General features: G+C 59.1%; 25 protein-coding genes and 1 tRNA gene. 13 read left to right on the top strand and 13 right to left on the bottom strand.

Going from position 1 to position 25,713, the window contains the following annotated elements; translation table 11 throughout:
* Positions 1-240: 240 nt before the first annotated feature.
* Positions 241-324: transfer RNA gene (locus ADB08_RS09090), tRNA-Leu, on the top strand.
* 634 nt (positions 325-958) lie between these two features.
* Positions 959-1,774: a hypothetical protein gene (locus ADB08_RS09085; protein ID WP_049172588.1), complete on the top strand. Its 816-nt coding sequence runs from the start codon at positions 959-961 to the stop codon at positions 1,772-1,774.
* A gap of 38 nt (positions 1,775-1,812) precedes the next feature.
* On the opposite strand, the gene ADB08_RS11845 is transcribed toward ADB08_RS09085, so the two are convergent.
* Entirely contained in the window at positions 1,813-1,935 is a 123-nt protein-coding gene (locus ADB08_RS11845) for a hypothetical protein (RefSeq protein ID WP_255351592.1), read from the bottom strand.
* 124 nt (positions 1,936-2,059) lie between these two features.
* Positions 2,060-3,322: an aminotransferase class I/II-fold pyridoxal phosphate-dependent enzyme gene (locus ADB08_RS09075; RefSeq protein WP_065421670.1), complete on the bottom strand. Its 1,263-nt coding sequence runs from the start codon at positions 3,320-3,322 to the stop codon at positions 2,060-2,062.
* Here ADB08_RS09075 and ADB08_RS09070 point away from each other — a divergent pair.
* Positions 3,321-4,694 carry a PLP-dependent aminotransferase family protein gene (locus tag ADB08_RS09070; RefSeq protein ID WP_048731913.1) on the top strand — a complete coding sequence of 458 codons (1,374 nt, stop codon included), beginning with the start codon at positions 3,321-3,323 and terminating at the stop codon, positions 4,692-4,694. The genes ADB08_RS09075 and ADB08_RS09070 overlap by 2 nt on opposite strands.
* A gap of 24 nt (positions 4,695-4,718) precedes the next feature.
* On the opposite strand, the gene ADB08_RS09065 is transcribed toward ADB08_RS09070, so the two are convergent.
* Positions 4,719-5,135, bottom strand: coding sequence for an iron chaperone (locus tag ADB08_RS09065; RefSeq protein ID WP_049172586.1), 417 nt, complete (start codon positions 5,133-5,135; stop codon positions 4,719-4,721).
* Positions 5,136-5,194: 59 nt separating this feature from the next.
* Here ADB08_RS09065 and ADB08_RS09060 point away from each other — a divergent pair, with 59 nt between their 5' ends.
* Positions 5,195-6,577, top strand: a complete 1,383-nt coding sequence (locus tag ADB08_RS09060) for a DHA2 family efflux MFS transporter permease subunit (protein ID WP_049172585.1) — start codon at positions 5,195-5,197, stop codon at positions 6,575-6,577.
* On the opposite strand, the gene ADB08_RS09055 is transcribed toward ADB08_RS09060, so the two are convergent.
* Positions 6,561-7,253, bottom strand: coding sequence for an AAA family ATPase (locus ADB08_RS09055; RefSeq protein WP_049172583.1), 693 nt, complete (start codon positions 7,251-7,253; stop codon positions 6,561-6,563). The two genes, ADB08_RS09060 and ADB08_RS09055, sit on opposite strands and share 17 nt — an antisense overlap.
* On the bottom strand, positions 7,250-8,263 hold the full coding sequence (locus ADB08_RS09050; RefSeq protein WP_049172581.1) for an App1 family protein: 1,014 nt from the start codon (positions 8,261-8,263) through the stop codon (positions 7,250-7,252). The genes ADB08_RS09055 and ADB08_RS09050 overlap by 4 nt, the downstream gene beginning before the upstream one ends.
* A 93-nt stretch (positions 8,264-8,356) precedes the next feature.
* On the opposite strand from ADB08_RS09050, the gene ADB08_RS09045 reads away from it, so the two are divergent.
* The gene (locus ADB08_RS09045) at positions 8,357-8,683 is read left to right on the top strand and encodes a transglycosylase family protein (protein ID WP_005511827.1); all 327 of its coding nucleotides are present in this window, start codon (positions 8,357-8,359) and stop codon (positions 8,681-8,683) included.
* On the opposite strand, the gene ADB08_RS09040 is transcribed toward ADB08_RS09045, so the two are convergent.
* The gene (locus ADB08_RS09040; RefSeq protein ID WP_049172579.1) at positions 8,680-9,909 is read right to left on the bottom strand and encodes an HNH endonuclease signature motif containing protein; all 1,230 of its coding nucleotides are present in this window, start codon (positions 9,907-9,909) and stop codon (positions 8,680-8,682) included. The two genes, ADB08_RS09045 and ADB08_RS09040, sit on opposite strands and share 4 nt — an antisense overlap.
* A 296-nt stretch (positions 9,910-10,205) precedes the next feature.
* Between ADB08_RS09040 and ADB08_RS09035 the strand changes: the two genes are divergently transcribed.
* Complete coding sequence (locus tag ADB08_RS09035; RefSeq protein WP_049172577.1) at positions 10,206-10,727, top strand: GNAT family N-acetyltransferase; 522 nt, start codon at positions 10,206-10,208, stop codon at positions 10,725-10,727.
* On the opposite strand, the gene ADB08_RS09030 is transcribed toward ADB08_RS09035, so the two are convergent.
* Entirely contained in the window at positions 10,684-11,601 is a 918-nt protein-coding gene (locus ADB08_RS09030; RefSeq protein WP_049172575.1) for an FAD-dependent oxidoreductase, read from the bottom strand. The two genes, ADB08_RS09035 and ADB08_RS09030, sit on opposite strands and share 44 nt — an antisense overlap.
* Before the next feature lie 54 nt (positions 11,602-11,655).
* On the opposite strand from ADB08_RS09030, the gene ADB08_RS09025 reads away from it, so the two are divergent.
* Complete coding sequence (locus ADB08_RS09025; RefSeq protein WP_049172573.1) at positions 11,656-12,654, top strand: LLM class oxidoreductase; 999 nt, start codon at positions 11,656-11,658, stop codon at positions 12,652-12,654.
* Here ADB08_RS09025 and ADB08_RS09020 read toward each other — a convergent pair.
* Positions 12,638-13,675, bottom strand: coding sequence for an aldo/keto reductase (locus ADB08_RS09020; RefSeq protein ID WP_049172571.1), 1,038 nt, complete (start codon positions 13,673-13,675; stop codon positions 12,638-12,640). The genes ADB08_RS09025 and ADB08_RS09020 overlap by 17 nt on opposite strands.
* Positions 13,676-13,820: 145 nt before the next feature.
* Between ADB08_RS09020 and ADB08_RS09015 the strand changes: the two genes are divergently transcribed.
* From ADB08_RS09015 to ADB08_RS09005, 3 genes are all read left to right on the top strand, one after another.
* The gene (locus tag ADB08_RS09015; protein WP_049172569.1) at positions 13,821-15,149 is read left to right on the top strand and encodes a PepSY-associated TM helix domain-containing protein; all 1,329 of its coding nucleotides are present in this window, start codon (positions 13,821-13,823) and stop codon (positions 15,147-15,149) included.
* Positions 15,150-15,228: 79 nt separating this feature from the next.
* A complete protein-coding gene (locus ADB08_RS09010; protein ID WP_049172567.1) occupies positions 15,229-15,633 on the top strand; it encodes a hypothetical protein in 405 nt (134 codons plus the stop codon).
* 108 nt (positions 15,634-15,741) lie between these two features.
* Positions 15,742-16,077, top strand: coding sequence for a YciI family protein (locus ADB08_RS09005; RefSeq protein ID WP_049172565.1), 336 nt, complete (start codon positions 15,742-15,744; stop codon positions 16,075-16,077).
* A gap of 1 nt (position 16,078) precedes the next feature.
* Here the strand turns inward: ADB08_RS09005 and ADB08_RS09000 are convergent, their stop codons facing one another.
* Both ADB08_RS09000 and ADB08_RS08995 read right to left on the bottom strand, forming a co-directional pair.
* A complete protein-coding gene (locus tag ADB08_RS09000; RefSeq protein ID WP_049172563.1) occupies positions 16,079-16,930 on the bottom strand; it encodes an SDR family NAD(P)-dependent oxidoreductase in 852 nt (283 codons plus the stop codon).
* Entirely contained in the window at positions 16,927-18,144 is a 1,218-nt protein-coding gene (locus ADB08_RS08995) for a saccharopine dehydrogenase family protein (RefSeq protein WP_049172560.1), read from the bottom strand. The genes ADB08_RS09000 and ADB08_RS08995 overlap by 4 nt, the downstream gene beginning before the upstream one ends.
* Before the next feature lie 106 nt (positions 18,145-18,250).
* On the opposite strand from ADB08_RS08995, the gene ADB08_RS08990 reads away from it, so the two are divergent.
* Complete coding sequence (locus ADB08_RS08990) at positions 18,251-19,459, top strand: MFS transporter (protein WP_049172559.1); 1,209 nt, start codon at positions 18,251-18,253, stop codon at positions 19,457-19,459.
* A 200-nt stretch (positions 19,460-19,659) separates the two neighbouring features.
* On the top strand, positions 19,660-20,874 hold the full coding sequence (locus ADB08_RS08985; protein WP_065421669.1) for a Fic family protein: 1,215 nt from the start codon (positions 19,660-19,662) through the stop codon (positions 20,872-20,874).
* A 14-nt stretch (positions 20,875-20,888) separates the two neighbouring features.
* Here ADB08_RS08985 and ADB08_RS08980 read toward each other — a convergent pair whose 3' ends face one another.
* The gene (locus ADB08_RS08980; RefSeq protein WP_049172555.1) at positions 20,889-21,275 is read right to left on the bottom strand and encodes a Rieske (2Fe-2S) protein; all 387 of its coding nucleotides are present in this window, start codon (positions 21,273-21,275) and stop codon (positions 20,889-20,891) included.
* A gap of 30 nt (positions 21,276-21,305) precedes the next feature.
* Positions 21,306-22,028 (bottom strand): YggS family pyridoxal phosphate-dependent enzyme, encoded by a 723-nt coding sequence (locus ADB08_RS08975; RefSeq protein WP_049172553.1) that lies wholly within the window; start codon positions 22,026-22,028, stop codon positions 21,306-21,308.
* An 84-nt stretch (positions 22,029-22,112) separates the two neighbouring features.
* On the opposite strand from ADB08_RS08975, the gene ADB08_RS08970 reads away from it, so the two are divergent.
* Positions 22,113-23,279: a glycosyltransferase 87 family protein gene (locus ADB08_RS08970; RefSeq protein WP_239660052.1), complete on the top strand. Its 1,167-nt coding sequence runs from the start codon at positions 22,113-22,115 to the stop codon at positions 23,277-23,279.
* A gap of 12 nt (positions 23,280-23,291) precedes the next feature.
* Here the strand turns inward: ADB08_RS08970 and ADB08_RS08965 are convergent, their stop codons facing one another.
* Entirely contained in the window at positions 23,292-25,709 is a 2,418-nt protein-coding gene (locus ADB08_RS08965) for an ATP-dependent RNA helicase (protein ID WP_049172549.1), read from the bottom strand.
* Positions 25,710-25,713 lie beyond the last annotated feature (4 nt).

Here is a 25,713-nt window from a genome sequence, read left to right as displayed (position 1 = left end):
CCAAACCGCGGCGGGTTACGTGAAAAAAATGTGCACAAAAATTATCGATACTTAAGCAACAGTATAGAGCCCTACACCTTCAGTTAAGGGCTAGGAACTGCTGAGGTTTATCAAATAGTGACGACGGTTGTGGGGGGGAAGTTGCTATTGCTAAGTGCTGAAAAGTGGTGGAAAACGTGCGCTGGCCTGGGGATTTGGTGGTGTATTAGCGCGGGGTGTTATAGTTCTATTCGTTCCCACGGGCGAGTGGCGGAATGGCAGACGCGCTGGCTTCAGGTGCCAGTGTCCTTTACGGACGTGGGGGTTCAAGTCCCCCTTCGCCCACAGCGAAGATCCTCGGAAGTGTAAAAGCTTCCGAGGATTTTTTGTTTCTAGGGTTGGGGTTTGGGGTGGGGCTTGGGTTGAAGCAGAGGCAGATGCTGAGCTGAGGTTGTTGGCTTGTCCTTTAACTCTCCTTTAACCCTGTCCGGCACTTATGGCCAGGTTTCGGGGACTTGTCGATGGATTCTCCTGACTTATCGATGGTTTTTCGGCACTTATGCGCACGCTGTGGGCCAGGCTCTCTCACTTGTCGATGCGCTATTCACTTGTGGACACGCTGTAGCGCATCGATAGGTGAATAGCGTGGCCATAAGTCGTCGGATGCGTCGGCCAGCTAGCATTGCAACGGCTCACGAGAAGAAATGTAGAAATCTCACAACTCATTTTGTATTGAAAGTAGAAGAAAACTTGAATAGTTTTGAGATGTGCATGAGGGCAGTCGGCCCCCATCTGGGGCATTGATATAGCGGTGTTCAGTCATGAGCTTGGCTTACGGCCATATTTTAACGACCATTTGGTACCTGTTCATATCGTGAAAAGGCAACTCAAGAATGTGTAAGAAGTATTAAGAGAGAGCCCGTTTGGTGAGTAATCTTCTTCCGAGGAAAACCTGCCAATTCATAGTCGGAAGGCAAACATGAAAATTGTATTTAGAGCAATGCTGGGTGCCGCAATTATTTTTGAAGGAGTTCTTTTCCTTCTTATGAATGTGGTATCTGGTTTGCCGGGTTGGGTATTCCTGTTACCACTTGCCGTGGTGGTTGCGGCTTTTCTCTTACTGTTTGGAGGTATGTGGCAAGACTATCTCAGAAATGGCAGGTCATGGGCTTCTTCGCTGTCCGAGACGTCAAAGAAATTTGGCGTACCTCGAAAAATACTAGCGTTACTCGTTTCGGAAGTTGGTTCGCTGCTAGCTGCTTTCACCTTTTTTAAGCCTCAGAGAAATGTCGACAGTGAAGTCAGATCCTTCACAGCATATAGAAACCTTCGAACTGTTGTTTTTATGATACTGGCGCTGAGCGTTGCAGAAATAAGCATAGTGCATTTTGCTATTTCTAATGCGTTTTGGCGATATTTATTGCTGGTAATTAGTGTTTATGCCGTAGTTCTTTTATCTGGATTTTACGTAACTGTTCGGGATCATCCACATCTAATGACACCGCAAGGACTCGTACTGCGAAATGGGCGAAGGCTTATTTGCGAAATTCCGTGGTCACACTTACGTCATGCGAGCTCCGTAACGGCAGGTGAAGGAGGGGACGTAGCAATTGACGAGCACGGCAATCTCAGGGTGCCTGTTTTGAGCGAAGTGAACGTCAAGTTAGAAGTCGATTCGCAGGTCGTGGCAGAAGATCTTTACAAGGGACCAATGATGGTTTCCTCGATTGAGATTTACTGCGACGACAAAGACACATTCCTGCGTGATCTCGCTGAGGAAAGGAATGCTCATTAAGTGCTTGGCAGCTTCCAGGGCTGGTAATCAACCCCGACCTACCGCCAGAACTTGGTCATCCCGCGCTTGTCCTCGATGTTGAACTCAATCATTTTGGCCAGCAGGTCCAGCGGCATGGACTCGGCCTTGCCATCCTTTGGCCAGGGGAAGCGGACCATCATTTTTCCGTAGGAGAGGCCGCGGTCATCGAACTCGTCGGAGAACTTTTCAATACCTGCGCGGGTCGAAGATGGACGGCCTTTATTGATGAGGATGCCCTGGCGGATTTAGCGATGTAGTTAGGGGCTAGCGCTTAGCGTACTTCTCCAGGTGAGCTGCGAAGCGAGCGGCGAAATGTTCAATTGTCTCGACCTCAGGAAGAAAAGTAATCCGGACATATGTCCCGCCTTTCACATTGAAAGCGCTGCCTTGGACGATGTGAATGTGTTCTGCTTCCAGAAACGAGAGAACGAAGTCCTCATCCTTATCAATTTCGTAAATATTGCCGTCTAGTCGAATGAAAATGTACAGCGCCCCTTGCGGCTCGATGAACGAGATTCCGGGAATCTTGCTGAGTGCTGTAGTGGCAGCAACTTTTTGTTCGAAGAGGCGGCCACCGGGTCGTACTAAATTGTCGATGCTGTGTTCTTTGCCCAGCACGGCAGCAATCGCGTGCTGGGCTGGAATTGAGGCGCACATCCGCATTGAGGCCAGTAGTCGAATTCCTTTAAACAGGGTGTCCTGTTCGCGAAATCCAGTTGCAGTCACCCATCCAGCTCTCAATCCGGCCAAGCGATGCGTCTTGGAAAGGCCGGAGAACGTTAAGCAGGGGACATCCTGCGCTAGGCAAGCTGTTGGAGTGAACGAGGCTCCAGGGTACACAATGCGGTCGTAGATTTCGTCGGAAAGCAGCACTAGATTGTGCTCACGTGCGAGCTGGGCAATCTGGGAGAGAGTCTCCGGTGAGTAGATGGCGCCTGTGGGATTGTTTGGATTGATGATGACAATCGCCCGAGTTTTGGCTGTGATGGACTCGCGTATGGCATCGACGTCTGGCTGCCAATTATTTTCTTCTAGGCAGGAATAGTGCACGGGGACTCCGCCGGCGAGGGTGGTGGATGCGGTCCAGAGTGGATAGTCGGGTGAGGGGATGAGGATCTCATCACCGTCGTTGATGAGAGCTTGTAGACATAGGTTTACCAGCTCCGAGACACCATTTCCGACAAGAACGTGATTGCTATCGAGGGCGGGGAAGTCCTCATTCTGCGAGTAGTAGTCCACGACAGTCTGACGGGTGTCGCTCAGGCCGAGGGAATTTGAGTATCCAGAAGTTTCCTCGAGGCCACGGTGCGTAGCGGAAAGTACCTCTGCAGATGGCCGGAAGCCGAATGGGGCAGGATTTCCGACATTGAGGGGAATGACCTTTACGCCCTGGCGCTGTAGCTCGTCGGCCTTGTCCTGAATTGGTCCGCGCAGGTCATAGAGAACATTGTCGAGGTGATGCGAAAAATGGATTGGGCAGGATAGCACTGCGCGCTTCGATACGATAGCGCTACTATGTATATTCATGGTTAACAGTAGCACGTCTATGTTGGTCGGCGAGCTGGAAACGTGGATTGCGCAACACAAAGCCGGAGAAAAGCTGCCATCCAGCCGTGAAATCACACGGTCGTATTCGGTTAGCCCGGTGACAGTGCGAAACGCTATCCACGAACTGGCTACCCGCGGACTGGTAGAAGTGCGAGTCGGCGTGGGGGTATTCGTCAGGCATCGCCAACAACTCCCACGGGCGGACTTTAGCTGGCAAGTCGGAGCGCTGGGACCTCAGCCCAATACCGGAAGGGTTCTGGCCGCCACCCAGAGAGCTTCCACTGATGAGGCAATCAGTCTGCATTCCGGTTATCCGGATGAATCTCTGCTGCCAACGAACTTGGTACGAAGAGCGCTTACCAGAGTCAGTAAATCGTACGATGCCTATCGACGAGCACCGGTGCGGGGGATGGCAGAACTGCGGCAGTGGTTTGCTTCGCAACTGGTACGGGCAAATGAGCGCGATGTGGTTATTGTTCCGGGCACACAGAGCGGGCTCGGTGCCATTTTTCGTGCCATTTCACCGAAGGAACTCATCATTGAGTCGCCTTCATATTGGGGTGCAATCCTGGCTGCTCGGCAGGCTGGGATTTCTCTACTACCAGTGGAAAGTGATGATGAGGGGCCAATCCCCGAGAGTTTGGAGAGGCTGCTACGAACGAGTTCTGCACGAGCTTTTTATGGTCAACCCACGTTCGGTAACCCTCATGGGAAACGGTGGTCGACAGCTCGTCGTAAAACAATTATTGAAATCATAAGAGCGTTCAACGCTTTCCTCATTGAGGACGATTGGGCACATGATTTCGCATTCGACGCACCTGATGTTCCGATAGCGGCGGATGATGCCGAAGGGCATGTCATCTATCTGCGATCGCTGACAAAGGTGATTTCGCCTGCAGTTCGGGTAGGGGCAGTAATTGCCAAGGGGCCGGTTCTTCAGCGGATACTCGCAGAAGTTTCAGCCGAAGCGTTGTACACCAGTGGAATTTTGCAGGCCGTGGCGCTGGACGTCGTCAAGCAAAGTGCGTACGCGACGCACCTCAAAAATATGCAGGTCGCACTGCGACAGCGACGAAATGATTTGCTTGAAGCTTTATCCAGATATGCGCCGTCGGTGGAAACTCCACACGTGCCTCAAGGAGGACTCAACTTGTGGTGCAGGCTTCCCGATGGCACAGACCCCCAAGAGGTTGCCGAACGTTGCGAAGGACGGGGACTGATAGTTGCGCCAGGACGGGACTGGTTTCCCTCCGAGGAAATCGGCCCGTATTTACGCCTGAACTTCGCGGGTCCCCATCCCGAGAGATTTGTTGATGCTGCGATGATTCTGGACAGCGTGGTTTCGGGCTAGCCACTAAATTCGACGGAGACATTCCTACCGCCAAAACTTGGTCATCCCGCGCTTGTCCTCGATGTTGAACTCAATCATTTTGGCCAGCAGGTCCAGCGGCATGGACTCGGCCTTGCCATCCTTTGGCCAGGGGAAACGGACCATCATTTTTCCGTAGGAGAGGCCGCGGGCATCGAAGTCGTCGGAGAACTTTTCAATACCAGCGCGTTCCGGGGCAATCGCCATGTGTTTCTTGGCGTAGGAAAAACCGATGATAAAAGTGCCATCGAGCGTGAACATCGGCTGATTCCAGGCAATGCGAACGCCGAGTTCCGGGTACTTTTCATGAACCCATTCCAACACCTCGAGAGCGACAGCGCGCTGCGTGTCATCATCTACCCGCGAGAGGTGATTGGCGAAGAACTCGGCGATGGTTTCATCGGTCATATGCTGAACAGCCATAGCCTGGATTTTACTGTGCCATCAACTAACACCCGAGCCATCAACTAACATAACTCCGAGTGGCTACAGATTTGAATACTCAGTTTGATCCCAAAAAGGCGTGGCCAGCGCTATGGACCGTGTTACTCGGCTTCTTCATGATCCTGGTCGACGCCACCATTGTCACCGTTGGTATCAACACCATCCAGCATGAACTGGGCGGTGAGCTCAACCAGGTCATGTGGGTGACCAGTGGTTATCTGCTGGCCTATGCCGTGCCGTTGCTCATTACTGGCAGGCTCGGTGACCTCTGGGGAGTCAAGCACACCTATGTAGCGGGCCTGGTTATCTTCGTGTTGGCGTCGCTGGCGTGTGGGTTGGCGCCGTCGTTAAGCATGCTGATCATTGCCCGCGTGGTGCAGGGACTGGGGGCCGCGCTGCTGACGCCGCAGACGATGGCGCTGATTACGCAGATGTTTCCGCCGGCGCATCGCGGTGCGGCGATGGGCCTGTGGGGTGCGGCGGCCGGAATTGCCTCGCTGACGGGGCCGCTGGCCGGTGGCGTGTTGATTGAGCTGCTGAGTTGGCGCTGGATTTTCCTCATTAATGTGCCGATTGGGCTGATCGGGCTCGTTTTTGCGTTCCGCTATCTGCCGACCTTTGAGACGCACCGCAACAAGATTGATTATCTCGGTGTTGTACTCAGCGCGATTGGTATGTTCCTGCTGGTCTTCGGCATTCAGGAGGGGGAGAGTGCCGGCTGGTCCGGTTGGATCTGGGCACTGATTGCCGGTGGCGTGGTGGTCCTGGCCCTGTTCACCCTGTGGGAGGCCAAGACCACGGCCGAACCGCTGATGCCGCTGTCCCTTTTTAAGGATCGCAACTTCACCATCTCCTCGCTGGCCATTGCCGTGATGGGCGCGCTGGTGGTCGCGGTTGGTTTCCCGATCATCCTCTTCGCCCAGAATGCCCGCGACCTATCGACCATCCAGGCCTCACTACTGCTCGTGCCGCAGGCGCTCATTTCCGGTGTCATGGCGCCATGGACTGGGCGAATGCTGGACCGGCTGAAGTTCCGCGAGTTCGCGCTGATCGGTTTTGGGTCCTCGCTGGTGGGCATGCTCGGGTTCCACTACCTCATCCACGAGGACCTCTCCGTGCTGTGGCTGCTACTGCCGGGCGCCGCATTCGGTGTGGCAAACGCGTTTATTTGGGGCACGCTGTCGACGGCTGCTACTCGCAACATCGACCCGTCCCTCGCCGGTGCCGCCTCCGGTGTGTACAACACCATCCGCCAGATTGGCAGTGTGCTGGGTAGCGCACTGATTGCCACCGTCATGGCGGCGGCGCTCAGCAGCAACCGTGGCGACTTCACCACCGCCATGAGTGACGCGATGTGGTTGCCGGTGGCACTGTCGGCCGTGGGTGTCGTGGCGGCGCTGGGGCTTAAGAATCCGAAGTAAAACGCTCCACCATGTAGTCCGCGATGCCGACGGGATCGGCTAGGAAATCCCTGGTTGCCCGTACCGCGAGGGTGTCTTCGAAGTGGGTGGTGTCGGCGTCGTCAAGCGAAATGATTGTTGCTTCCGGTGCGGCGAGCAGGATGGGGGAATGCGTCGCCATGATGATCTGTGCGCCGGCTTCCGCGAGCGCGCCGAGGCGGCCGAGGAGCTCCAGTTGGCGTAGGACCGACAGTCCGGCCTCGGGTTCGTCGAGGAAGATCAGTGATTCGGCGCTGAAGCGGCGTTCGGCCAGCGTCATGATGGATTGGCCGTGGCTCATCTGGGTGAGGTCTGCCATTTCTCTGCCACCTGGTAGCTGCCCAAGCGACTCGTAATAGCGCGCGAGGTTCAGGTGCGCGTCGCCGCGAAAGAAAAACGTATCCGGGGGATTGCGCCTGGTCAGCGCCAGTGGGACCGGGGAGGTGCGCTCTTGCGTCTTGTATCGCGAGCCGCCGTCTGTATCGACCCCCATCGCCGATGCCAACGCCTCCAGCACCGTCGACTTTCCCTTGCCGTTTTCGCCGGTCAGGATGGTAATCGGCGTGGTGAAGGTCATGGGGAAGGGCAGCGCGAGCTTTACGACGTACGCCGGGAGCTCGGCATCATCGTGAATACGGGCATGACGGAGATAGATCATGGTTGCGGCAGCTGGTCAATCTGTTTGAGCAGTTCATAGCCGTCGGCGCCCTCGATGAACGGGACCTCCTTGTTCTCCAACTTTTCAATTGGCACCGCCGTGCCGTGAGAGAGCACGTGCTCGCTGGGAGTGAGGTTGCGGATTGCGATTGCCGCGACCTTGTCCGGATGCTCCGCCGCGGCCGTGCCGTAGATGAGCGGGTCGTACTGGCCATCATCGCAGACGAGAATCCAGTTGATTTCGGGGAAGTCAATAAACAGGTCGCGAAGTCGCACCTTCTTGTGTTCCTTGCCCGAGCGGAACAGGCCGGTGGGCGTTGGCCCCCAATCGGTGAGAAGCAGTGGGCCCTTCGGCAGGTTGTTGCGGTGCAGGAACTTTTTTAGGGTGCTGAAGGTGTTCCACGCTCCGGTGGAGAGATAGATGACGGGGACGTCCGTGTCCTCGTCGGTTTTGCTCGCGTAACGACGGCGAAGCTGCGCATAAAACTCGCTGAAGCCAGCGACGGCCTTGCGCTCGTCTGTCTCCTTGACCCAGGAGTTGTAGGCGGCGATGAGGGCGCGCGGCAGCATGGTGACCAACACGGTGTCATCAATATCGGAGACGATGCCGTATTTGGTCTCCGGGGAGAGGATGAGGACCTCTGCAGGAGTGTCGTTGATGGTAATTTCGTGCCAGCCGGGTTCGAGGCCGTGATTCCTGATTAGTACCTCGATATAGCCGTTGCTATCCGTGGTGGTTTCCACCGTGCGGTCGCCGGCAGTGATGGTGACGGGAAAGTCCGCGAGTTCGACGGTAAAGAACTGCCAAAATCCGCGTTTTTTGTTTCGTTCTTCGTCTCGTTTTTTGGCCGGATCCTTCAGGAGGACACGGCCGAATACGCGCACGCGCTCTGCATTTCCGTACCCGGTGAAACCGATGATTTCCGGTTCCCAACCAGCGTTTTTGGAACGCTTGGCGGCCAGCGCGTTGATCCTTCTCTCGGTCTTGCGGACGACATCTGCCACGGACATGCTTTCCAGGATACGGGTTGACAGGACGGGGGAGGGTGCGCGTAGGTTGGTCGCCCAAGAGAAAAGTCAACCCTTTAGGAGTGTTCTCTTTTTATGCGTTTTTCCGGTAAGTTCATCGCATCCGCCGCTGTGGCAGCAGGCATGATTGCTGCCCCGACCGCCGCCGCTAACGCTGCATCAGTCAGCGCCTGGGATCAGGTTGCGGCATGTGAGTCCGGCGGAAATTGGCAGACCAATACCGGTAACGGCTACTACGGCGGACTGCAGTTCTCGCAGCAGACCTGGAGTGGCCACGGCGGTGACCAGTACGCACCGACAGCTGACCAGGCCACTAAGGAGCAGCAGATTGAGATTGGCGAGCGCGTGCTTGCCTCCCAGGGTGCTGGCGCATGGCCGAACTGCGGTGGCCCGCTGGGTTAATCCTCCCCATCATCAAAGACCAGATCTGGCACAGCCGCGAATGACAGCCACCACTTCATGTAGTGGTCATGGCGTGCTTTCGTCTTCTGGGTAGCGCGTTTGTCAAATGTCTGTCGCCCGAACCCGGCTAATGGTCCGGCCGGGACGGTCGCCGCGGTAATACCGTCGGCAGAGGACCACACCTCTGAGCCGTCCTCATAAGCGGTGATATCCCAGAGCTTGTGGGTTTTCAGGTTGTGGTGCTTCCTGCATAGGCAGTGCAGATTCTGTGTGTCGGTGGGGCCACCGGCTTCGGGGTCTTCCTGGTTGTACGGCGCGATATGGTCAATATCGCACTTGTACGCTGGGACTTCGCAGCCGGGGAAGCGACATGTTCCATCGCGACCGTGGACGCGGGCGACCTGCGCTGGAGTTGGACGGTAACCATTGGTGGCGCTGTCTGCTGAGAGGCGGACATGCGTCACTTTTTGCATCCACTCCTCCGTGACCAGCGCGCCTAGCCAGCCGGCACCGTCCAGCCAGGCATCATCACTGTGGGGCTCGCGGAAAACATTGAGCACAACTTCCGCATTGGTGCGCTGGTGGATGAGTTCCACAAATGCATCCGCCTGCGTCATTTCCTCATTCGCGCGGAAGACCGTTTCAATTGCGCACATGGCAAAATAGGCGCGGTCCGGCCGCAGGGTGAGAATGATTTGGGAGTAGCTGTCGGGACGTTCCACGAGAGTCACCGATTCCGTGTCGGTGATGGTGGGAATTGTGCCGTCGGCGCGAGCACGGTCATCCAAGTCCGCAGCAATATCACCAATTTTGGTGGTGAGAGTGCGAGGACCAATCATTGCTTGACGACGCTTCCGTGGCGTAACCAATGCCAGAATCTTCTTCTCTGCATCGGGTATTTGATCAGGCTCGATGCCGACCACGCCATGTGCAATGATGCCGAGTTGCCGCATGGACAGTGCGCAGCTTTCCCGGGCATATTCCGCCAACTGTGGCATTTTCTCCAGCAACAGGCCAATGTCACAGATACGTAGTGCCTCACTGCGAGTGATTCCCAACCGAACGCTGATGCGAGCGGCATGGTTTTCAACGTCATCATCACCTGCAGGGCAGCAGGCTTCAATTAACTCAAGTTGAGCGCGGTTGGTAGCCCGCGCGAGTGCTGAGAGCTCATCTTCAGGATTTTCATGAGCCCAATATGGTTCGGGTACTTGTTCGGACTTCATTGGATCCCCCTGGTGCTCCAATGGTTGTCGGTTTTCTTTCGAACTTACTTGCTATCTTACAGACGCTTTTCTGACTTGTAAAGAGAAATGAAAGAGAATTTTGAGGAGTTTTCGAAGATGGTTAGCCGACTATAAAAGCACATTTTACCTGGGTGTTTGTGGGTTGTTCGCGGGGTGGCGTACCAAAATACAAATAAAACACCCGTTCGAAAACGAAAGCTTGGTAATCTCGCTTTCATAAAAGCGGAGCTGTAGAAAACAGCACAGAAACAGCGCAGACAGCGGGGAGCAAAACCATGATCATCCGACAGGCAACGCGGGAGGACGCCGCGGCAATCGCGGAGATCTACAACGAAGCCGTAATCAACACCGTCGCCATCTGGAACGATGACACGGTCAGTGCGGAGACTCGCATCGCATGGATGGAGGCGCACTGGGACAAGGGCTACCCGGTTTTCGTCGCCACGCTTGACGACGAAGTCGCTGGATATGCCACCTTTAGCGATTTCCGTGACTTCGACGGGTTTCAGTACACGGTGGAAAACTCCATCTACGTGCATCCGAACTTTCAAGGCAGGGGAATTGGAGGCGCACTGTTAAGCGCGACCATCGATGCTGCTCGCGAGGCGGGAAAGCATGTCTTGGTTGCGGCGATTGAAGGCAGCAACGAGGGGTCGATTGCGCTGCACAAAAAGTACGGCTTCCAGCGTGTTGGGCTACTGCCGCAGGTGGGGACGAAGAACGGGCGATGGTTGGACATGCTGTTGATGCAGGTCATGCTGACAGACGGGCAGCCACCCGCTCGGCCGCGCGCTTAGCAAAGGGGCCAACACCCATGATCGTGGCGGCACCGGGGCCAACCCAGTCGCCGTAGCCGACGAACTCGATGAGGTCAGAGTCGATGCTGCGGAAAGGGTCGAGCGCTGGGCGGAAACCGGTGCACCAGATGAGGTGGTCCGCGTGGACGTCGTCAAGCGAAGAAAACATGGGTGTCCAGGTGAGTGCGCCGGAGTCGCGGGCTTTGCGGACGGGCGGTAGGGCAACGATGTCGCCAATGCTGTCGGTGGCGCCCTGGCGGTAGCGTTTGAACAGGACGCGGCCGTCGACGTCGTCGGGCATCCAGCGTGGTTCGTGGCGGGTGAACCAGGTGGTGTCGATGCCGGAAAGCACCAGTTCAGAGGCTATTTGGGCGCCGGAGTTCGCCGCGCCGACAACGGCAACGCGGGAGCCTTCGAATGGCTCGGGACCTGGGTAGTTGGCCGAATGCCACTGTTTCGCGGAGGTCGTGCCGGGGTAATACGGGACGAAGGGCCGGTTGCCGGTGGCGGCGATGAGCTGTCGGGATTCGAAGTCGCCGGCATCGCTGGTGAGCTGGAAGGTGCCGTCATGGGAGACGTGCGTGACGGTGACCGGGCGCTGGACGCGCAGTTCGTAGCGCTTTTCGTAGGAGCTGAGGTAGTCAATCACGTGGGAAGCGGGCGGGAAACCGTCATAATCGGGCATCTGGATGCCCGGAAGGTTGGAAAAGTCCGGGGTGGAAAAGAGCGTCAGTGAGGGCCAGACATTGCGCCAGGAGCCGCCGGGAGCGGGCTGATTGTCCAGAATGAGCGGATCAATGCCGCGTTTGTGCAAGTAATAGGCGGTAGCGAGGGCAGCTTGGCCGCCACCGACGATGATGACATCCTCAAGCATGCTCCCAGCTTAACGACGAGTGCCGCACCTCGAGCTGTACTACCGTGGAGCACCATGAGCTCGCTGTTTGATCTTTCGGACAAGCCTATCGACGAACTACCCGGTTACCAGCGCACATTCGCGCCGGGCCGACTCACGGTAGGGCTGAGTCTGCCCATCGAGCAGGACGCCGAAGCCGAGCCCAGGGACGCGCTGAGCAACCAGATTCGGCTGATTCAGAAAGTCGAACGCGCAGGCATCGCGGCGGTCTGGGCACGCGACATCCCGCTGCGCGTGGAAACATTTGGCGACGTCGGCCAGGTCTACGACCCCTGGATGTACCTCAGCTACATCGCCGCACACACCACCGATATCGCGCTCGGCACCGGTGCAGTCGTCGTGCCCTTCCAGCATCCGCTGGTGATGGCCAAGCGCGCTGCCACACTGGACAGGCTTTCCGACGGCCGTTTCCTCTTTGGCGTTGCCACCGGTGACCGACCCGAGGAGTTCCCCGCCTTTAACCAGGACAAAGGCAAGCGCGGTGAGCGCTTCCGCGAGCATATCGAGGTCTATGAAAAGGCCCTCAGTACTAGCTACCGGCCCATCCGCTGGTCCGAGGGCAAGATGGGCGGATCCGATGTGGTGCCCAAGCCACTGGCACGCCGAGTTCCGCTGTTGGCCACTGGCTCCTGTCAGCAGAGCCTGGAGTGGAAGGCCGCGCATACCGACGGGTGGTTCATGTACCACAAGGGCCTGGAGATGCAGAAGAAAAACATCGCCAACTGGCAGGAGGCTGTGGCTCAGGAGTGCGGTGAGGACGTGTTCAAACCATTCCTGGAATCACTGTGGATTGACCTGCATGAAGATCCCGACGCCCCCGCGCAGGGCGGCCACTTCGGGTACCGCCTTGGTCGCAACAAGCTCATTGAACTGCTGCAATCCCAGCGACAGCTCGGCATCAATCACGTCAGCATCAACTTCCGCACCTCGAAGCGGGATGCGGAAGAACAGATTGATGAGCTGATCGAGTATGTGCTGCCGGCGCTCGATGAGCTCCCTACACAGACTCCGTAGCGCCCTGCCACTGATTAATCCCGCGGTCGACAGCCCACTTGTCGATTTCCGCGAGTTCTTCATCGCTAAACGGTGCAGCGTCCAGGGCGCCGAGGCTGTTCTTCAGCTGCTTCACCGAGGATGCACCGATCAGGGCTGAGGTCACTTCGTCACGGCGGAGCACCCACGAGATGGCCATCTGTGCCAGGGACTGGCCTCGTCGTGAAGCAATGGCGTTGAGCTCGCGGATGGCGGTGAGCGTGTCGTCGTTGAGGAACCCCGAGTTCATCTTGTGCGCCCCGAGACGCGAGGACTCCGGCACGCCATCCAAGTAGCGGTCGGTGAGAAGCCCCTGCGCAAGCGCGGAAAAGGCGATGACGCCCATGCCTTCATCGGCGCAGGTTGCCAGCAGCTCGTCCTCGATCCAGCGGTTGAACATGGAGTAGCTCGGCTGGTGAATGGTCAGCGGTGTGCCCAGCTCACGGGCGATTTTCTGCGCGCGGCGAGTGAGCTCAGGGGAGTAGGAGCTCACGCCGACGTAGAGCGCGCGACCCGAGCGGACGAGGAAGTCGAGGGCGGCGACGGTTTCCTCGATAGGCGTATCCGGGTCGGGGCGGTGGTGGTAGAAAATGTCCACGTAGTCCAGCCCCATGCGCTTCAGCGAGGCATCGCAGCTGGCCACGAGGTACTTCCGCGAGCCGCCGAAGCCGTAGGGGCCATCCTGCATGTACCAACCGGCCTTGGAGGAAATAATCATTTCATCACGGTAGGGAGCGAAATCCTTGGCCATGATGCGACCGAAATTCGCCTCCGCAGAGCCCTGCGGTGGGCCGTAATTGTTGGCGAGGTCGAAGTGTGTGACGCCGTGGTCGAACGCGGTGCGCAGAATCTCACGCTGCGTTTCCAGCGGCCGGTCATCACCAAAGTTATGCCAAAGTCCCAGCGTAATGGCTGGAAGCTTCAGCCCCGTGCCGCCGGAGCGGTTGTACGGCATCGTCTCATAGCGGTTGTCATCGGCGCGGTACACGTCTGGATAAGCCATGTATTCGAGGGTACGCGGGCTTTACGACGAGTAGTTGTGCACAAGGTGGCCGACAACGAGGCGCGTGGCCGAATGGCTACCCCTGGAAGTAATAAAAGTGAGCTTGCTGGGGAACAACTGGGGCAGTTCGTCCGACTAATAAGGCATGACTTCAATAGCCACAGGCGATGCCGCTGGAACGCCAGCCGCAAACCCCGTCGCACAGACTCAGAAAAATGGTGGGCCACGAGCATTACTGCACCGAATCCATGTCGTTGCAGGCATCCTCGTTGCGCCACTACTTGTTATTGCAGCCATCACAGGCGTGGCGTATGCCCTCGCCCCGAGCATAGAAAAGGTGGTTTACCACGAAGAACTAACTGCAACATCAAGCCTTCCCGCACAACCGCTGGAAAAGCAGGTTGAGGTCGCGCAGCGCGTGCACCCTGACCTGCCGGTGACCGCGGTGCAGGTCCCGGAAAAGCCGGGGCAGACAACGCGAGTGATGTTCAATGACGAGCAGCTGAAGTCGGAGTCCTACCGGCATGCGGTGTTCGTTGACCCAGGCGACCTGAGCATCAAGGGTGACCTGGTGCAATACGGTTCCTCGGCGGCGCTGCCACTGCGGGCGTGGATCTCGGAAGGGCACCGCAGACTCTGGATTGATAGCAACTTTGGTCGCCTCTACTCGGAGACGGCAGCATCCTGGATGGGCGCACTGGCCATTGGTGGCCTCTGGCTCTGGTGGGACCGTTCGCGTCGCAAGCGGACACAGGGAACAAGTAAGAGGGCGCATCATATGCGTCGTCACGCGAATGTCGGCGTGGCGATTAGCGTCGGACTTTTATTCCTGACCGTCACCGGCCTGACGTGGTCGTGGGTGGCTGGAACGGGCATCGCAAAGCTGCGCGAGACGATGGACTGGTACGCGCCAAAGCCAGCCATGACTGCGACTGCACCAGCGAATTACGACTGGTCAGAGGCAGATAATGTTATGAACCTCGCACGTGCCGAGGGCCTGTCCGGGAAAGTCGAACTGACACCACCGGAAGCTGGCACGGTGTGGATGGCCAAGGAAGCCCGCGAGGAATGGCGGATGGGCATTGAGACCGTCACCGTTGACGGCTCGACCGGAGCGATGGTTGATCGGATTCATTTTGCGGACTGGCCGCTGCCGGCGAAGCTGACCGAATGGCTGATTAACGCGCACATGGGCATCCTGTTCGGGTGGGTGAATCAGCTGGTTCTGGCACTGATCGGTGTCGCTTTGTTGGCGATGATTGTGCGCGGGTACGCCATGTGGTTTGGGCGCGGTCGAGGTGGCCGCCCTGGCAGGCTCCCGGCGCCGACGCGTTGGCGGGACATTCGCCCGGGTGTTGCGGCGGCTGTTGTGGCATTGCTGATTGCCTACTCGGTGGTTGCACCACTGTTTGGTGTGACTCTCGTTGGCTTCGTGATTGTGGATTGGGCCTGGCGGAAGCTGCGGAGAGGTTAGTGTAGGTTCTGTCGCCTTCGGGTTCCCTGTACCTAACGGCGTGGTAAGACCCATAAAAAACACTCAGGAGGGTAAACGCATGACAAGGTATTGGGATCACAGCGGCAGTATCTACAAAGACGACGGTCAGGAAGACTGGTGCGACCCCATCACCGAGCAGCAGGCACTCGCTGAGATCACCGAGCAGCAGGAACAGCATAACGAAAGGGTGAAGAGCAAAATCAAGGAACTGCGCGCGAGAATGAAATCGGTCGGTGCGCAGACCAGGCAAGCCACCGAACAGCCGTACCCAACCTTTACTGAGCAATCCGCCGCATACCGTGAGGGCGCGCAGGCCTACAACGAGGGCAAATCTTGGCGCGATAACCCGCATGCCCCCGAGTCAGGTCTAGCCGCCCCGTGGCGCATGGGCTTCAATACCCGCAAGCAGCAGGTAGCGGAGATCAGGGCACAGCGAGCCGCCGCTGCGCGGCAGGAAAACTAGGCCCTGGCCGCAAAAACGCTCAGCCAAAGCTCTAAAATTCCCACAAATTCCCGGTTCCAGCCCCGCGCAATCTGTTACACTTAGCAAAACGAAACTCAGGAGCTTGGTGTGCAGTACTTTTTCACGGTCCATGGCCGCAGAGATATCAACGCGTATGACTCTGATGAGGAAATGCACGCTGCCTTTGAACGGATTGGACGCTTCAATCAGAAGCTTCAGGACGAAGGCCACTGGGTTATGTCCGGCGGGCTGGTTCCACCGGAGGATGCCATGACGGTGCTGCCGGATGGTTCGCACAGCGATTTGCCGTACTACAACGCGATGACGTTCCCGTCAGCTTTTTGGATTGTCCAAGTCGCAGACGAGCAAGAGGCCATCAATCTAGCCCACGAAGCCGCGGAGGCGTGCGCGCAGGCAGTCGAAATGCGCGCCATCGCCGATTAACTCACCGCAGCCCGTGCACCCGGCGCATGATGGTCAACATCGCTTGCGTCGGGATTCGCCGCATGAAGGGCACTGCAACGCTTGCCGACGACCCCCGCGCCACCAGAGCCAAAGGTCGCTCGGCAGATACCTCGCGCATAACCACCTCAGCAATCTCCGAAGCGGGAATGCCATCTTCCTCATTGGCGTTCAACTTCGTCAGCATGCGGTGGACATCAGCAGCGTAAACGGAGCCCTCATCGCCATACGTCGTCCGACGTGTAGAAATCCCCGTGTTGATGGCACCCGGTTCGACAACCGTCACCCCAATACCGAACTGCGCGACTTCACCGCGCAACGAAAGCCCAAAGCCGCGGATAGCGGCCTTCGTCGCCACATAGGAAGAACGGTAGGACAGCGGCAACCCGCCGAGCATCGAGCCAACCAGCACAATTCGGCCACGACCGGCCTCGCGCATGCCAGGCAGCAGCTGCTGTAACAGCTCCACCTGCCCCAGAACATTGACTTGGAAGAGACGCTCAAGCGCCTCGCGGGGTAGCTCCTCGAAAGCGCCCGACTGGCTCTCACCGGCGTTGGCGACGACGACGTCGTAAGGCCCGTGGGCGACCACAGCAGCGATGTCGTCGGCGCTGGACATGTCGAGTGCCACCATCTGCACGCCCTCGGGGTGCGGCGCCTCGGCGCCCCTGCGGGACGTGCCAACGACCTCGAAACCGTCCTTGACCAGTGCCTCCGCGCATGCCCAACCGATGCCGGAGGAAGCGCCGGTCACTAACGCACGGCCGCCACCTACACTCGGCAGTTTCGGTCCGCGGGTGAGATTCGCAAAAGCACCGGTCAGGCCATCAGTCATCGAGCCTGCACCGCCTCAATGGTCATGCCGCCCGCGCGGAGACGGCGGGATAGGGCGTCGCCAAGCGCGACAGTGGGAGTGAGCACGCCGGTAGCGTCCGGCAGATCGTCGTGGACGAGTGCAAGGGCGGCGCTGGAAATCATGATCGCGGTGCCTGCGTACCCCGGGTCTTCCTCGAGCGACACCTTGGAACGCCAGTGAATACCGGAAGTATCGACGGTGTAGGCCTCGATGGTGAAGCGTCCCTCGGCCTGTTCTTCAGCGCTTGGGCCCTCGCCCGGCTTCGGCAGCTTCTTATCAATGAGCTTGGCCGTCGGCCCGAACGCCATCGCCGCCAGCGCCAACCTAGAGACAGCCGCGAAAATATTTGCGCGCACGAAAGCTCTCGGACCGCGGCCGACATTGAGTAGCTCGCGGTAGCGGAAGGAATCACCGTAATCCGCCAGCATCGCCGAGCGCTGAACAATGCGGGTGTTGAACGGCGACATGAAGAAGGGCGCTCGCCAGTGGCGGCGGAAGCGCGCCGGGCGCAGGTCGACGCCGAACTTACCCTGGTCGGGACCCGGCTCAGCCAGGGCGTACTGATCCGCGATGATGCGACGCAGCTTGGGGTCCTTCTTGGCTTGTGCAAGCTGGACGCGGACCGAATCGATGGTGCCACCGGAGACACCGCCCTTGACGTGCTTGAACAGCAGGGTTGTCTCACCGAGCTTGGTGTGGGCCGCCTCGTGGAGCTCGCGGACAGCGACGTCGGAAGGAATCGAGTCGAAGCCGCAGGAGTGGACAATCTTCGCTCCGGTCTGCTGCGCCACCTCGTGGTTATTCGCGATGGAGTCGTGGACGAACAGCACCTCGCCACACAGGTCGACGTAGTGAGTACCGGCCTTGGCGCACTCGGCCACCAGGGTGCGACCGTACTTCGCATACGGCCCCACAACGGTCAGCACCACCTTTGTACTGGCCGCAAGCTGAGCCACCGCCGGCTGGTCGGCAGCATCCGCAACAATGACCGGCCAGTCCGATACGCCTGCGTTCTCCGCGACGTCGGCAAGCTTCTGGGCGTTCCTGCCTGCGAGCGCCACCTTCGTCTGACCGGCGTGTTTAGCCAGATAGTCCACAATCAAGCGGCCCACGAAACCCGTGGCACCGTAGACGACGATGTCGTACTCGCGGTCGTGGTTGCGACTCTGTGGCTGTGCGGAAGAAGTAGTCATGCCTACGAAACTAATAAAACGAAAGCGATACCGCGGGCGAATTAAAAAGGTTTTCTGAATCCGTGTATTCAGCGAGGGGTTTGGAGGGAGGGCTAACGTAGGACAAGTGACTAGCGCTAACGAAAACCCCGAACAGATCGAAGGACTGCGGCCAGAAGATCCCGGATTCCGTCGCGCGCTTATTGCTGTGCTTTTCGCTGGCCTGGCATCGTTCCAAGCGCTCTACGCAACGCAGGCGCTACTGCCCACGCTTTCCGACGAGCTATCGGTCGACCCCGCCACCGCCGCGCTGACGGTATCCGCCACCACCGGTGGCTTGGCCTGTGCGATTATCCCGGTGTCCATTTTGTCGGAACGCTTTGGGCGCAGGCGCGTCATCGTCATCAGCGCATTTGTGGCAACGCTACTGGGGCTCGTGGTGTCAATCGCGCCGGGCATCGGTTCGATGATTGCGCTGCGCCTGTTGCAGGGCATTGTCATTGCCGGTGTGCCCGCAGTGGCTATGGCGTATGTCAGTGAGGAAGTCCACGCCGACCACGTCAGTCGCGTGATGGGGCTGTATATCTCGGGCACGACGGTCGGTGGCCTGCTCGGCCGTATCATTCCGTCCATTGTGCTGGAGTTCGCCTCCTGGCGGGTGGCGATTGCGGTCTCGGCGACGGTGGCGTTCATCTTCGCCATTCTGACCTGGTACTTCCTGCCGCAACAGCGCAGGTTTAAGCCGAAGAAACTGTCGTTTGCAGGGGAGGGGCAGGCCATTGCGCGACATTTGCGCGACCCGCGCATCCTGGCGCTGTGCGCCCTGGCGTTCCTGTTTATGGGAGCGTTTGTCTCCCTGTACAACTACCTGGGCTTCCGACTGGGCGATAAGTTCGGGCTCTCCCCGGCACTGGCAGGGTTCGTATTTATTCTCTACCTGTCGGGCACGTGGTCGTCGGCACGCGCGGGTGTGTGGGCGAAGACGGTGAGCCGCCGTCGCCTCATCGCCATTGCGACTCTGGCGGCGTGCATGGGCCTGGGGCTGGCGCTGCTGCCGTGGTTGTCCGCGCTGATCGTGGGCGTGCTCGTGTTCACGGCATCGTTCTTCGTGGCGCACTCGCTGTCCTCGTCCGGCGTGGGCCTGGTGGCACAGCGCGACCGCGCCGAGGCGTCATCGATGTATCTGTTCAGCTACTACGCGGGCTCGTCCATTGTCGGTTGGGTATCCGGCATGGTGTTCAGTCGCTTCGAGTGGGCAGGGCTGATTCCGTGGCTGGTGGCGCTGTCCTTCATCGCTGGTGCGTGTGCTGTGGCGGGGTTGAAGCCGCGGCGGTAAGGGTAACGCGGTAGGGGGAAAATCGCCAGCAAGGTACATTTAGACACCAAGAAACGAACCCTTAATGTAAAAAACGGTGATTTTTTACATTAAGGGTTCGTTTTTAGGGCACTATATGTAGAAAGCATCATGTAAAAAGCATTGGAAACAGAAGGGGGAGACTCGCCGTGAAGCACTATCCGCTTAAGAGGATCTTCCACATGTCTGCACACGATGCGGAACAGGCAGTGGAGAGCGAGTACCAGTCACGCAAAGACTCCCCGTCGACGATTCAGTGGCACTTTCCGCTGGGGCAGTGGCCACTCTTTTGCTGCATTACAAGCGATCTCGCAGCCAAGGTTGAAAAGATTCTGTCTCTAGAGCTGCAGATTTCACAGTTGTGGAATCGTCTGCCGGGTGCAGCGCGGACTCACTATCTCTTCAGTCTGCTCCTGGCCGAGGTGGTAGCCACCAATGAGATTGAGGGAATCCACTCCACACGGCGAGAAGTCGCCGAAGCGTTGGACAACACTTCGGGAACCCAGCACAAGCGCTTTCATGAGTTCAGTCAGCTCTATTTCCGGCTGGCAAACGATGAGCGGATTGAGTTTCCGACAACGCTCACAGGGATCCGGCAGCAGTACGATCAACTTCTCGGCGATGAAATTGCCAGCGAGGATGAGTTAGACGGTGAACTCTTTAGAGCATCAACGGTCACGATTACCGATGGGCAACGACAGATTCATCGCGGTGTTGAAAGTGAAGCTGCCATTCACCAACTTCTCAATGAGTTCCTGGAAACGGTGAATTCCTCAGAGGACAATCGGCTTATTCGAATCCTGGCAAGCCATTTCATGTTCGAGTTCGTTCACCCGTTTTATGACGGCAATGGTCGGATGGGGCGTTTTCTGCTGTCAGTGGCTTTGCGGGAGACACTCTCACCTGCCACAGCGCTGACTATTTCTCGCCAACTCGCTGAGGATAAAGCGAAGTATTACAAGGCTTTTACCACTACGGAAGACCCAATGAACCGGGGCGAAGTCACGTTCTTCGTCGAGGTGATGGCTGATGTCATTCTGAATGCTCAGCAGTATTTGCTGGAAGAGCTGCAGATGAAGTCCCACCAGTGCGAGAAGCTTGAACAGCGGGTAGCTGAGCTAACCAACTCGCCCGAGCAGGCACTGTCCGTGTCACTGACAGACAACGAAATCGGGACGCTGTTTGTCCTGGCACAGGTTCGGTTGTTCGGACCTGATTATGGAATCAAGCTCGAACACGTCGCCGACACCATCGGCAAGGAGAAGCGGACAGCGCGAAAGTATCTCGCCGAGTTAGAGGCTCAAGGACTGGCAACGCCGACGAGCCGTCGCCCGCTGCGATTCCAGCTGGCGCCGGCTGGCGTAGACCTTCTAGGCCTTGAACCCACCGAACACTAGTCTGCTTCCGGAACCTACTTCTGGCCCACAATCAGCTCAGTGCCTTCGGCTGAAAGCGATGCCTGACCAGCGGGCTTACGCGAGGGGCCAGAAACAACCTCACCAGTAGCAATATCAAAGTGGGAGTTGTGGTTCGGGCAAATCATCACACCATTGCTGACCTCAGTGATACGACCATTCTGGTGCGGGCAGGAGCTGGAGAAAGCGGCGAACTTGCCTTCCTCCGGCTGCGTGACGACGTAATTGCCGATCACCACACCGCCGCCAACCGGAATGTCGGCAGCGTCAACCTTCTCCACCGCAGACTTTGGTGCACAAGCGGCTACGAGTGCGCCAGCTGCAGTGGCGGCAGTTCCCAGGAGGAAACGACGACGGGAGCACGGGGAGACATCAGAACTCATGGCACTGAGATTACCTTCATTTGATTACCTTTATTTCTGATAGGAGCGCTCACCGAAGATGGCGCGTCCCACACGCACGGTGGTCGCCCCCTCGGCGATGGCTTCGTGGTAGTCGCCGGACATACCCATTGACAGTTCGTCGAGGCTGACACCGTCCGGCAAATCCCCGAGCAGACTGTCCCGCAGCTCCCGCAGCTCCGCGAAGGTCTCGCGCACATTCGGATCATTCTGGGCCGCGATGGTCATAAACCCGCGCAGGCGCAGGTTCGGGTATTCGCCATCGGGCCCAAACATGCGGACAAACTCAGCCGCGTGGCTCGGTGCCAGACCCGACTTCTGCGGCTCGCGGGAGGCGTTGACCTGAATCAGCACATCGAGCGTGCGCTCGGAATCAGCCAAGCGACGCTGCAGTGCTCCGGCCACCTTCGGGCGGTCCAGAGCCTGAAACTCATCGGCACAACTGACCAAGTGGCCAGCCTTATTCGTCTGCAGCGGACCAATGATGGCCATATGTGGTGCCTTGTCGCCGAAGGCCTCCCGGAATGCCTCTGCCTTGGCCACCGCTTCTTGGACGCGGTTTTCCGCTAGGCCAGCGCAGCCGGCTGCTGCGAGCTCCGGCCAGGATTCCACCAGGGCGTCGACAGGCACAGTCTTGCTGACGGGCAGCAGGCGGACCTCGGAGGGCTGGCGCCCGGCTCGTCGGCAAGCGTCGTCAATCTCGGAGCGAACCTTGCGATAGTTTTCCACGAACATACCTCCCACTCTAAGGCCTGAGTAGGAAGAACTGTGCGGTAGTGTCGAATCATGCTCATGGACAGACTCTCGACGCTTTCCGTCATGCAGAGACGGATCTTGGCAATTGTATTTGGGCTGGTGTCGCTGGTCGTTGTCATCGACTTCATCTATCTTGCGGCAACTGCCTACATGATGGACCTCGAGGTCTTCCAAGACGCCGGCTGGGCACTACGACGAGACCAGGATCTCTACTCACCAGAGTTTCCCACCAGATCGGGTTTCCGCTTCATCTACCCACCGTTTGCGGCGCTGCTGTTTTACCCGCTGACCTGGGCAGGACCGGTGACCCTGCAGATCATCTGGACATTCGCCACGCTGGCAGCGGTGTGGGCGATGCTGTGGATGGTCTTCACTCGTCTCGGTTCTGAGCGTCCGAAGCTGATGGCTACCTGCGTGCTCGGTGTTGTGATGCTGCTCGACCCGCTGCGCGCCAACGTACTCTTCGGGCAGATCAACGTCTTCCTCGCGCTGCTGGTGGTCTCCGATGTGCTGGGCTTTTTGCCCAAGAAACTGCGTGGACTGGGCGTGGGTATCGCGGCGGGAATTAAGATCACTCCCGCGGCATATGCGCTGGTGTTCCTCATGCGCCGTGACTTTGCGGCCGTGGCCAAGAGCTTCTGCTGGTTCCTGGTGACCGTCGCTATTGGTTTCGCCGTGCGCTTTAAGGAGTCCATCTACTTCTGGACCGATGAGTTCTTCGCCGGCAACCGCGGTGGCGCCCCGACCTATGAGGCCAACCAGGCGTTCAGTGGTCTGCTCGCCCGCGCCGGGGTGGAGGGTACCGCGCTCGATATTGGCATCTACGGTTTCTTCCTCATCGGTGCCATCGCCGCCGCCTTCGTGGCGTGGATCTACCACCGCAATGGTTATGATGTCGCAGCCCTTGGTTTCGCTGCGCTGGCGGTCAGCTTCGCCGGGCCATATGCGGTCAGTCACCACTGGTCGATCGTCATGGTCTTCGTGCCGCTGGTGCTCTTCGTCCGCGAGATTGGACACATTATTGTCGGTGTCCTGTTCATGATTGCCAACTGGTGGGCACCGTACAAGGTGTTCGTGGGCAATGACTTCGGCCACGCTGCCAATGTGGGGCAGTGGTTCTACGGCAACATGCAGGGAATCATGGGCGGCGTGCTCTTCTTCACCTGCCTGGGCTACGCAATCTACCTCTGGCGCAAGCCCAGTCGCGTGCGGGCGCAGGCAGCTGCTTAACGACGGGCTTGCTTAACGACGACGCTTCGTTCTCGCAGTAGCCTGCTCCTCCCACGGGTTCTCCGGCCACGGGTGCTTGGGGTAACGGCCCCGCATCTCGGAGCGAACCTGTGCGTAGGCGCCATTCCAGAAACTTTCCAAGTCCTGAGTGACCGCGAGTGGTCGCTGAGCCGGTGACAGCAAATGCATTGTCACCGGCTTTTCCAATACCTGCGGGGTCTCCGCCAGGCCGAAGCACTCCTGCAACTTCACGGCCAGGACAATCTGCGCCTCAGGGTCCGTGGGGTCCTCCGGGTACTCCAGGCGAATCTTCGAACCGGAGGGGACCTCCAGGCGTTCGGGCACCAGCCGGTCGAAGTCCGAGGCCTCCGGCCAGGGCAGCAGGCGGCGGAGGTGCTCGGCATCTAGCTTGGGTGGGGTCGGACGGTCCAGCTCGCCGGCAAAAAGGAGCTCGGCCTGAGCCGCGAGCCCTGCGGGGGAGACATCCGGCCATGGGGCACCGCGATGAGCGTGGAGAAAGGCCATGCGGCGGCGGAGCTGCTCGGTGTCGCGGTCGAGGCTGGGGGAGGCGTCGGTAAGCGCGTCGGCAAGCCAGGCGGAGTTGGCGGCAATGCACTGCTCGGGCGTCGGGGAGACCTGGCGGGATGACAGTTCGATGGCGCCGAGCAGGTCGCGCTCGCGGGCGCGAACACGGCCCTGTTCGACGCGCGCCGTGGTCTCCGTGCGGGCGAGGTGGCCGGCGGCGAGCATGGCGATTTCCAGGTCAATCGCCTCGCCGTCGCGAATCAGCGCGCGCCCATGGGAGAGCCGCGAGATGTCGGCGGCCGCGATCCATTCGTGGCCGCGCAGGTCAGAACCACGGGTGAGTTCCGCAGCGGTGCCGCCGGTAAAGAGGTATTCGTCGGAGTTCGCACTGCGGCGTCGCCCGATGAAATCCGGCCAGGCCAGGGCCGTGACCAGCGCGGGGATGTCCGAGGGCAGCAGGTTGGCGGGGGCCTCAGTATCCAGCTCAATGCGGCGCACCTGCTTGGCCAAGCCGCGGGCGTCGGTGAGTTTCTCCACCGCGCGTGCGACCGCGTCCGCGTGCTGCGGCATCATGGCCGTGGCGGTCAGCAGCGCGCGTCCCATGCGCGGATGCACCGGCAGGGTAGCCAGGGTGCGGCCGAGTTCCGTGATGTCACCGGCCTCATCAACAGCGCCCAGGCCAGCCAGAATGCGGTTTGCGACCTCCGCGTGGTGGGGTGGTGGGGCGTCGAGAAGCTTCAGTCCCTGCATCCCAGGCGTGCCCCACGCGGCGGCGTCGAGGAGTGCCTGTGTCAGGTCGGCGACCTCGATTTCCGGCGCGGGCCAGGCTGGGAGGGACGCGAACTCCGACTGGGAGACACAACGCACCACGATGCCCGGGCCCTCACGTCCCGCTCGGCCAGCGCGCTGGTTCGCGGAGGACTGCGCACACGAGCTGGTGACCAGGCCGGAGAAGCCACGCGCAATGTCGAGTCGCGGTCCGCGCGCGAGGCAGGCGTCGACAACGGCGCGCACGCCCGGCACAGTCACGGATGATTCCGCAATCGCGGTGGACACAATTACGCGTCTACCATCCGCTTGCCGACGAAACACGCGGTCCTGCTCCTCGGAGCTCTGCTGGCCGTGCAGCGTCAGCACCGCCACCTCCGAGGAATCCGCGATATAACCCGCGCAGCGTTCCACCTCGCGGACGCCGGGGAGGAAAACCAGCACATTACCGGCGGCTTCTTCCGCGATTGTGCTGGCCTGTGCAGCAACGTGCTGTAGGAAGTCGTCGGTCACACCGCGTGCATCCAGCCGCTGCGGAAAGGGCGCGTAGCGGATGTCCAACGGGTGGATTGCCGCCTCCGCAGCCACGATGGGAGCCGGGGCAGAGCCACCGAGCAGGGTCGCGAACTTCGGCGCGTCCACCGTTGCCGACATAGCGACAAGGCGCAGGTCATCGCGGATATCCCGCAAGTCGCGCACCATCGCCAGCACTAAATCGGTATCCAAGCCGCGCTCGTGCACCTCGTCGATGAGCACCGCGCTGGCATCCACGTCGCCGTCGCGCAGCAGTCGACGCAGCAGCACACCGGGAGTGACAAACTCCACGCGGGTGGCGCGGGAAACTTTTGTGTCGCCACGCACCGAGTAACCAACTTCCCCACCGAGCTTCGTGCCCGACAGCTGTGCCAACCGCCGCGCTGCCGAGCGCACCGCCACACGCCGGGGAGCCGTGACCACAATGCGGCCGCCCAGGGTGTTGGCTACTGCCGGCGGAACCAAAGTGGTCTTGCCGGTGCCCGGTGGGGCTTGGACTACTACGTCGTGGTCGCGCACGGCGTCGGCAAGCGAGGCGAGCTGCGACGCGAACGGCAGGCCTGCAGAAATGTTCTGCAAATTGAACTGGAAATCGGTGCTCATAGAA

Source organism: Corynebacterium sp. 239_CJEI, assembly GCF_001055995.1.
Taxonomy (GTDB): Bacteria; Actinomycetota; Actinomycetes; order Mycobacteriales; family Mycobacteriaceae; genus Corynebacterium; species Corynebacterium jeikeium_D.
This window is presented reverse-complemented; position numbering and strand designations above follow the sequence as displayed.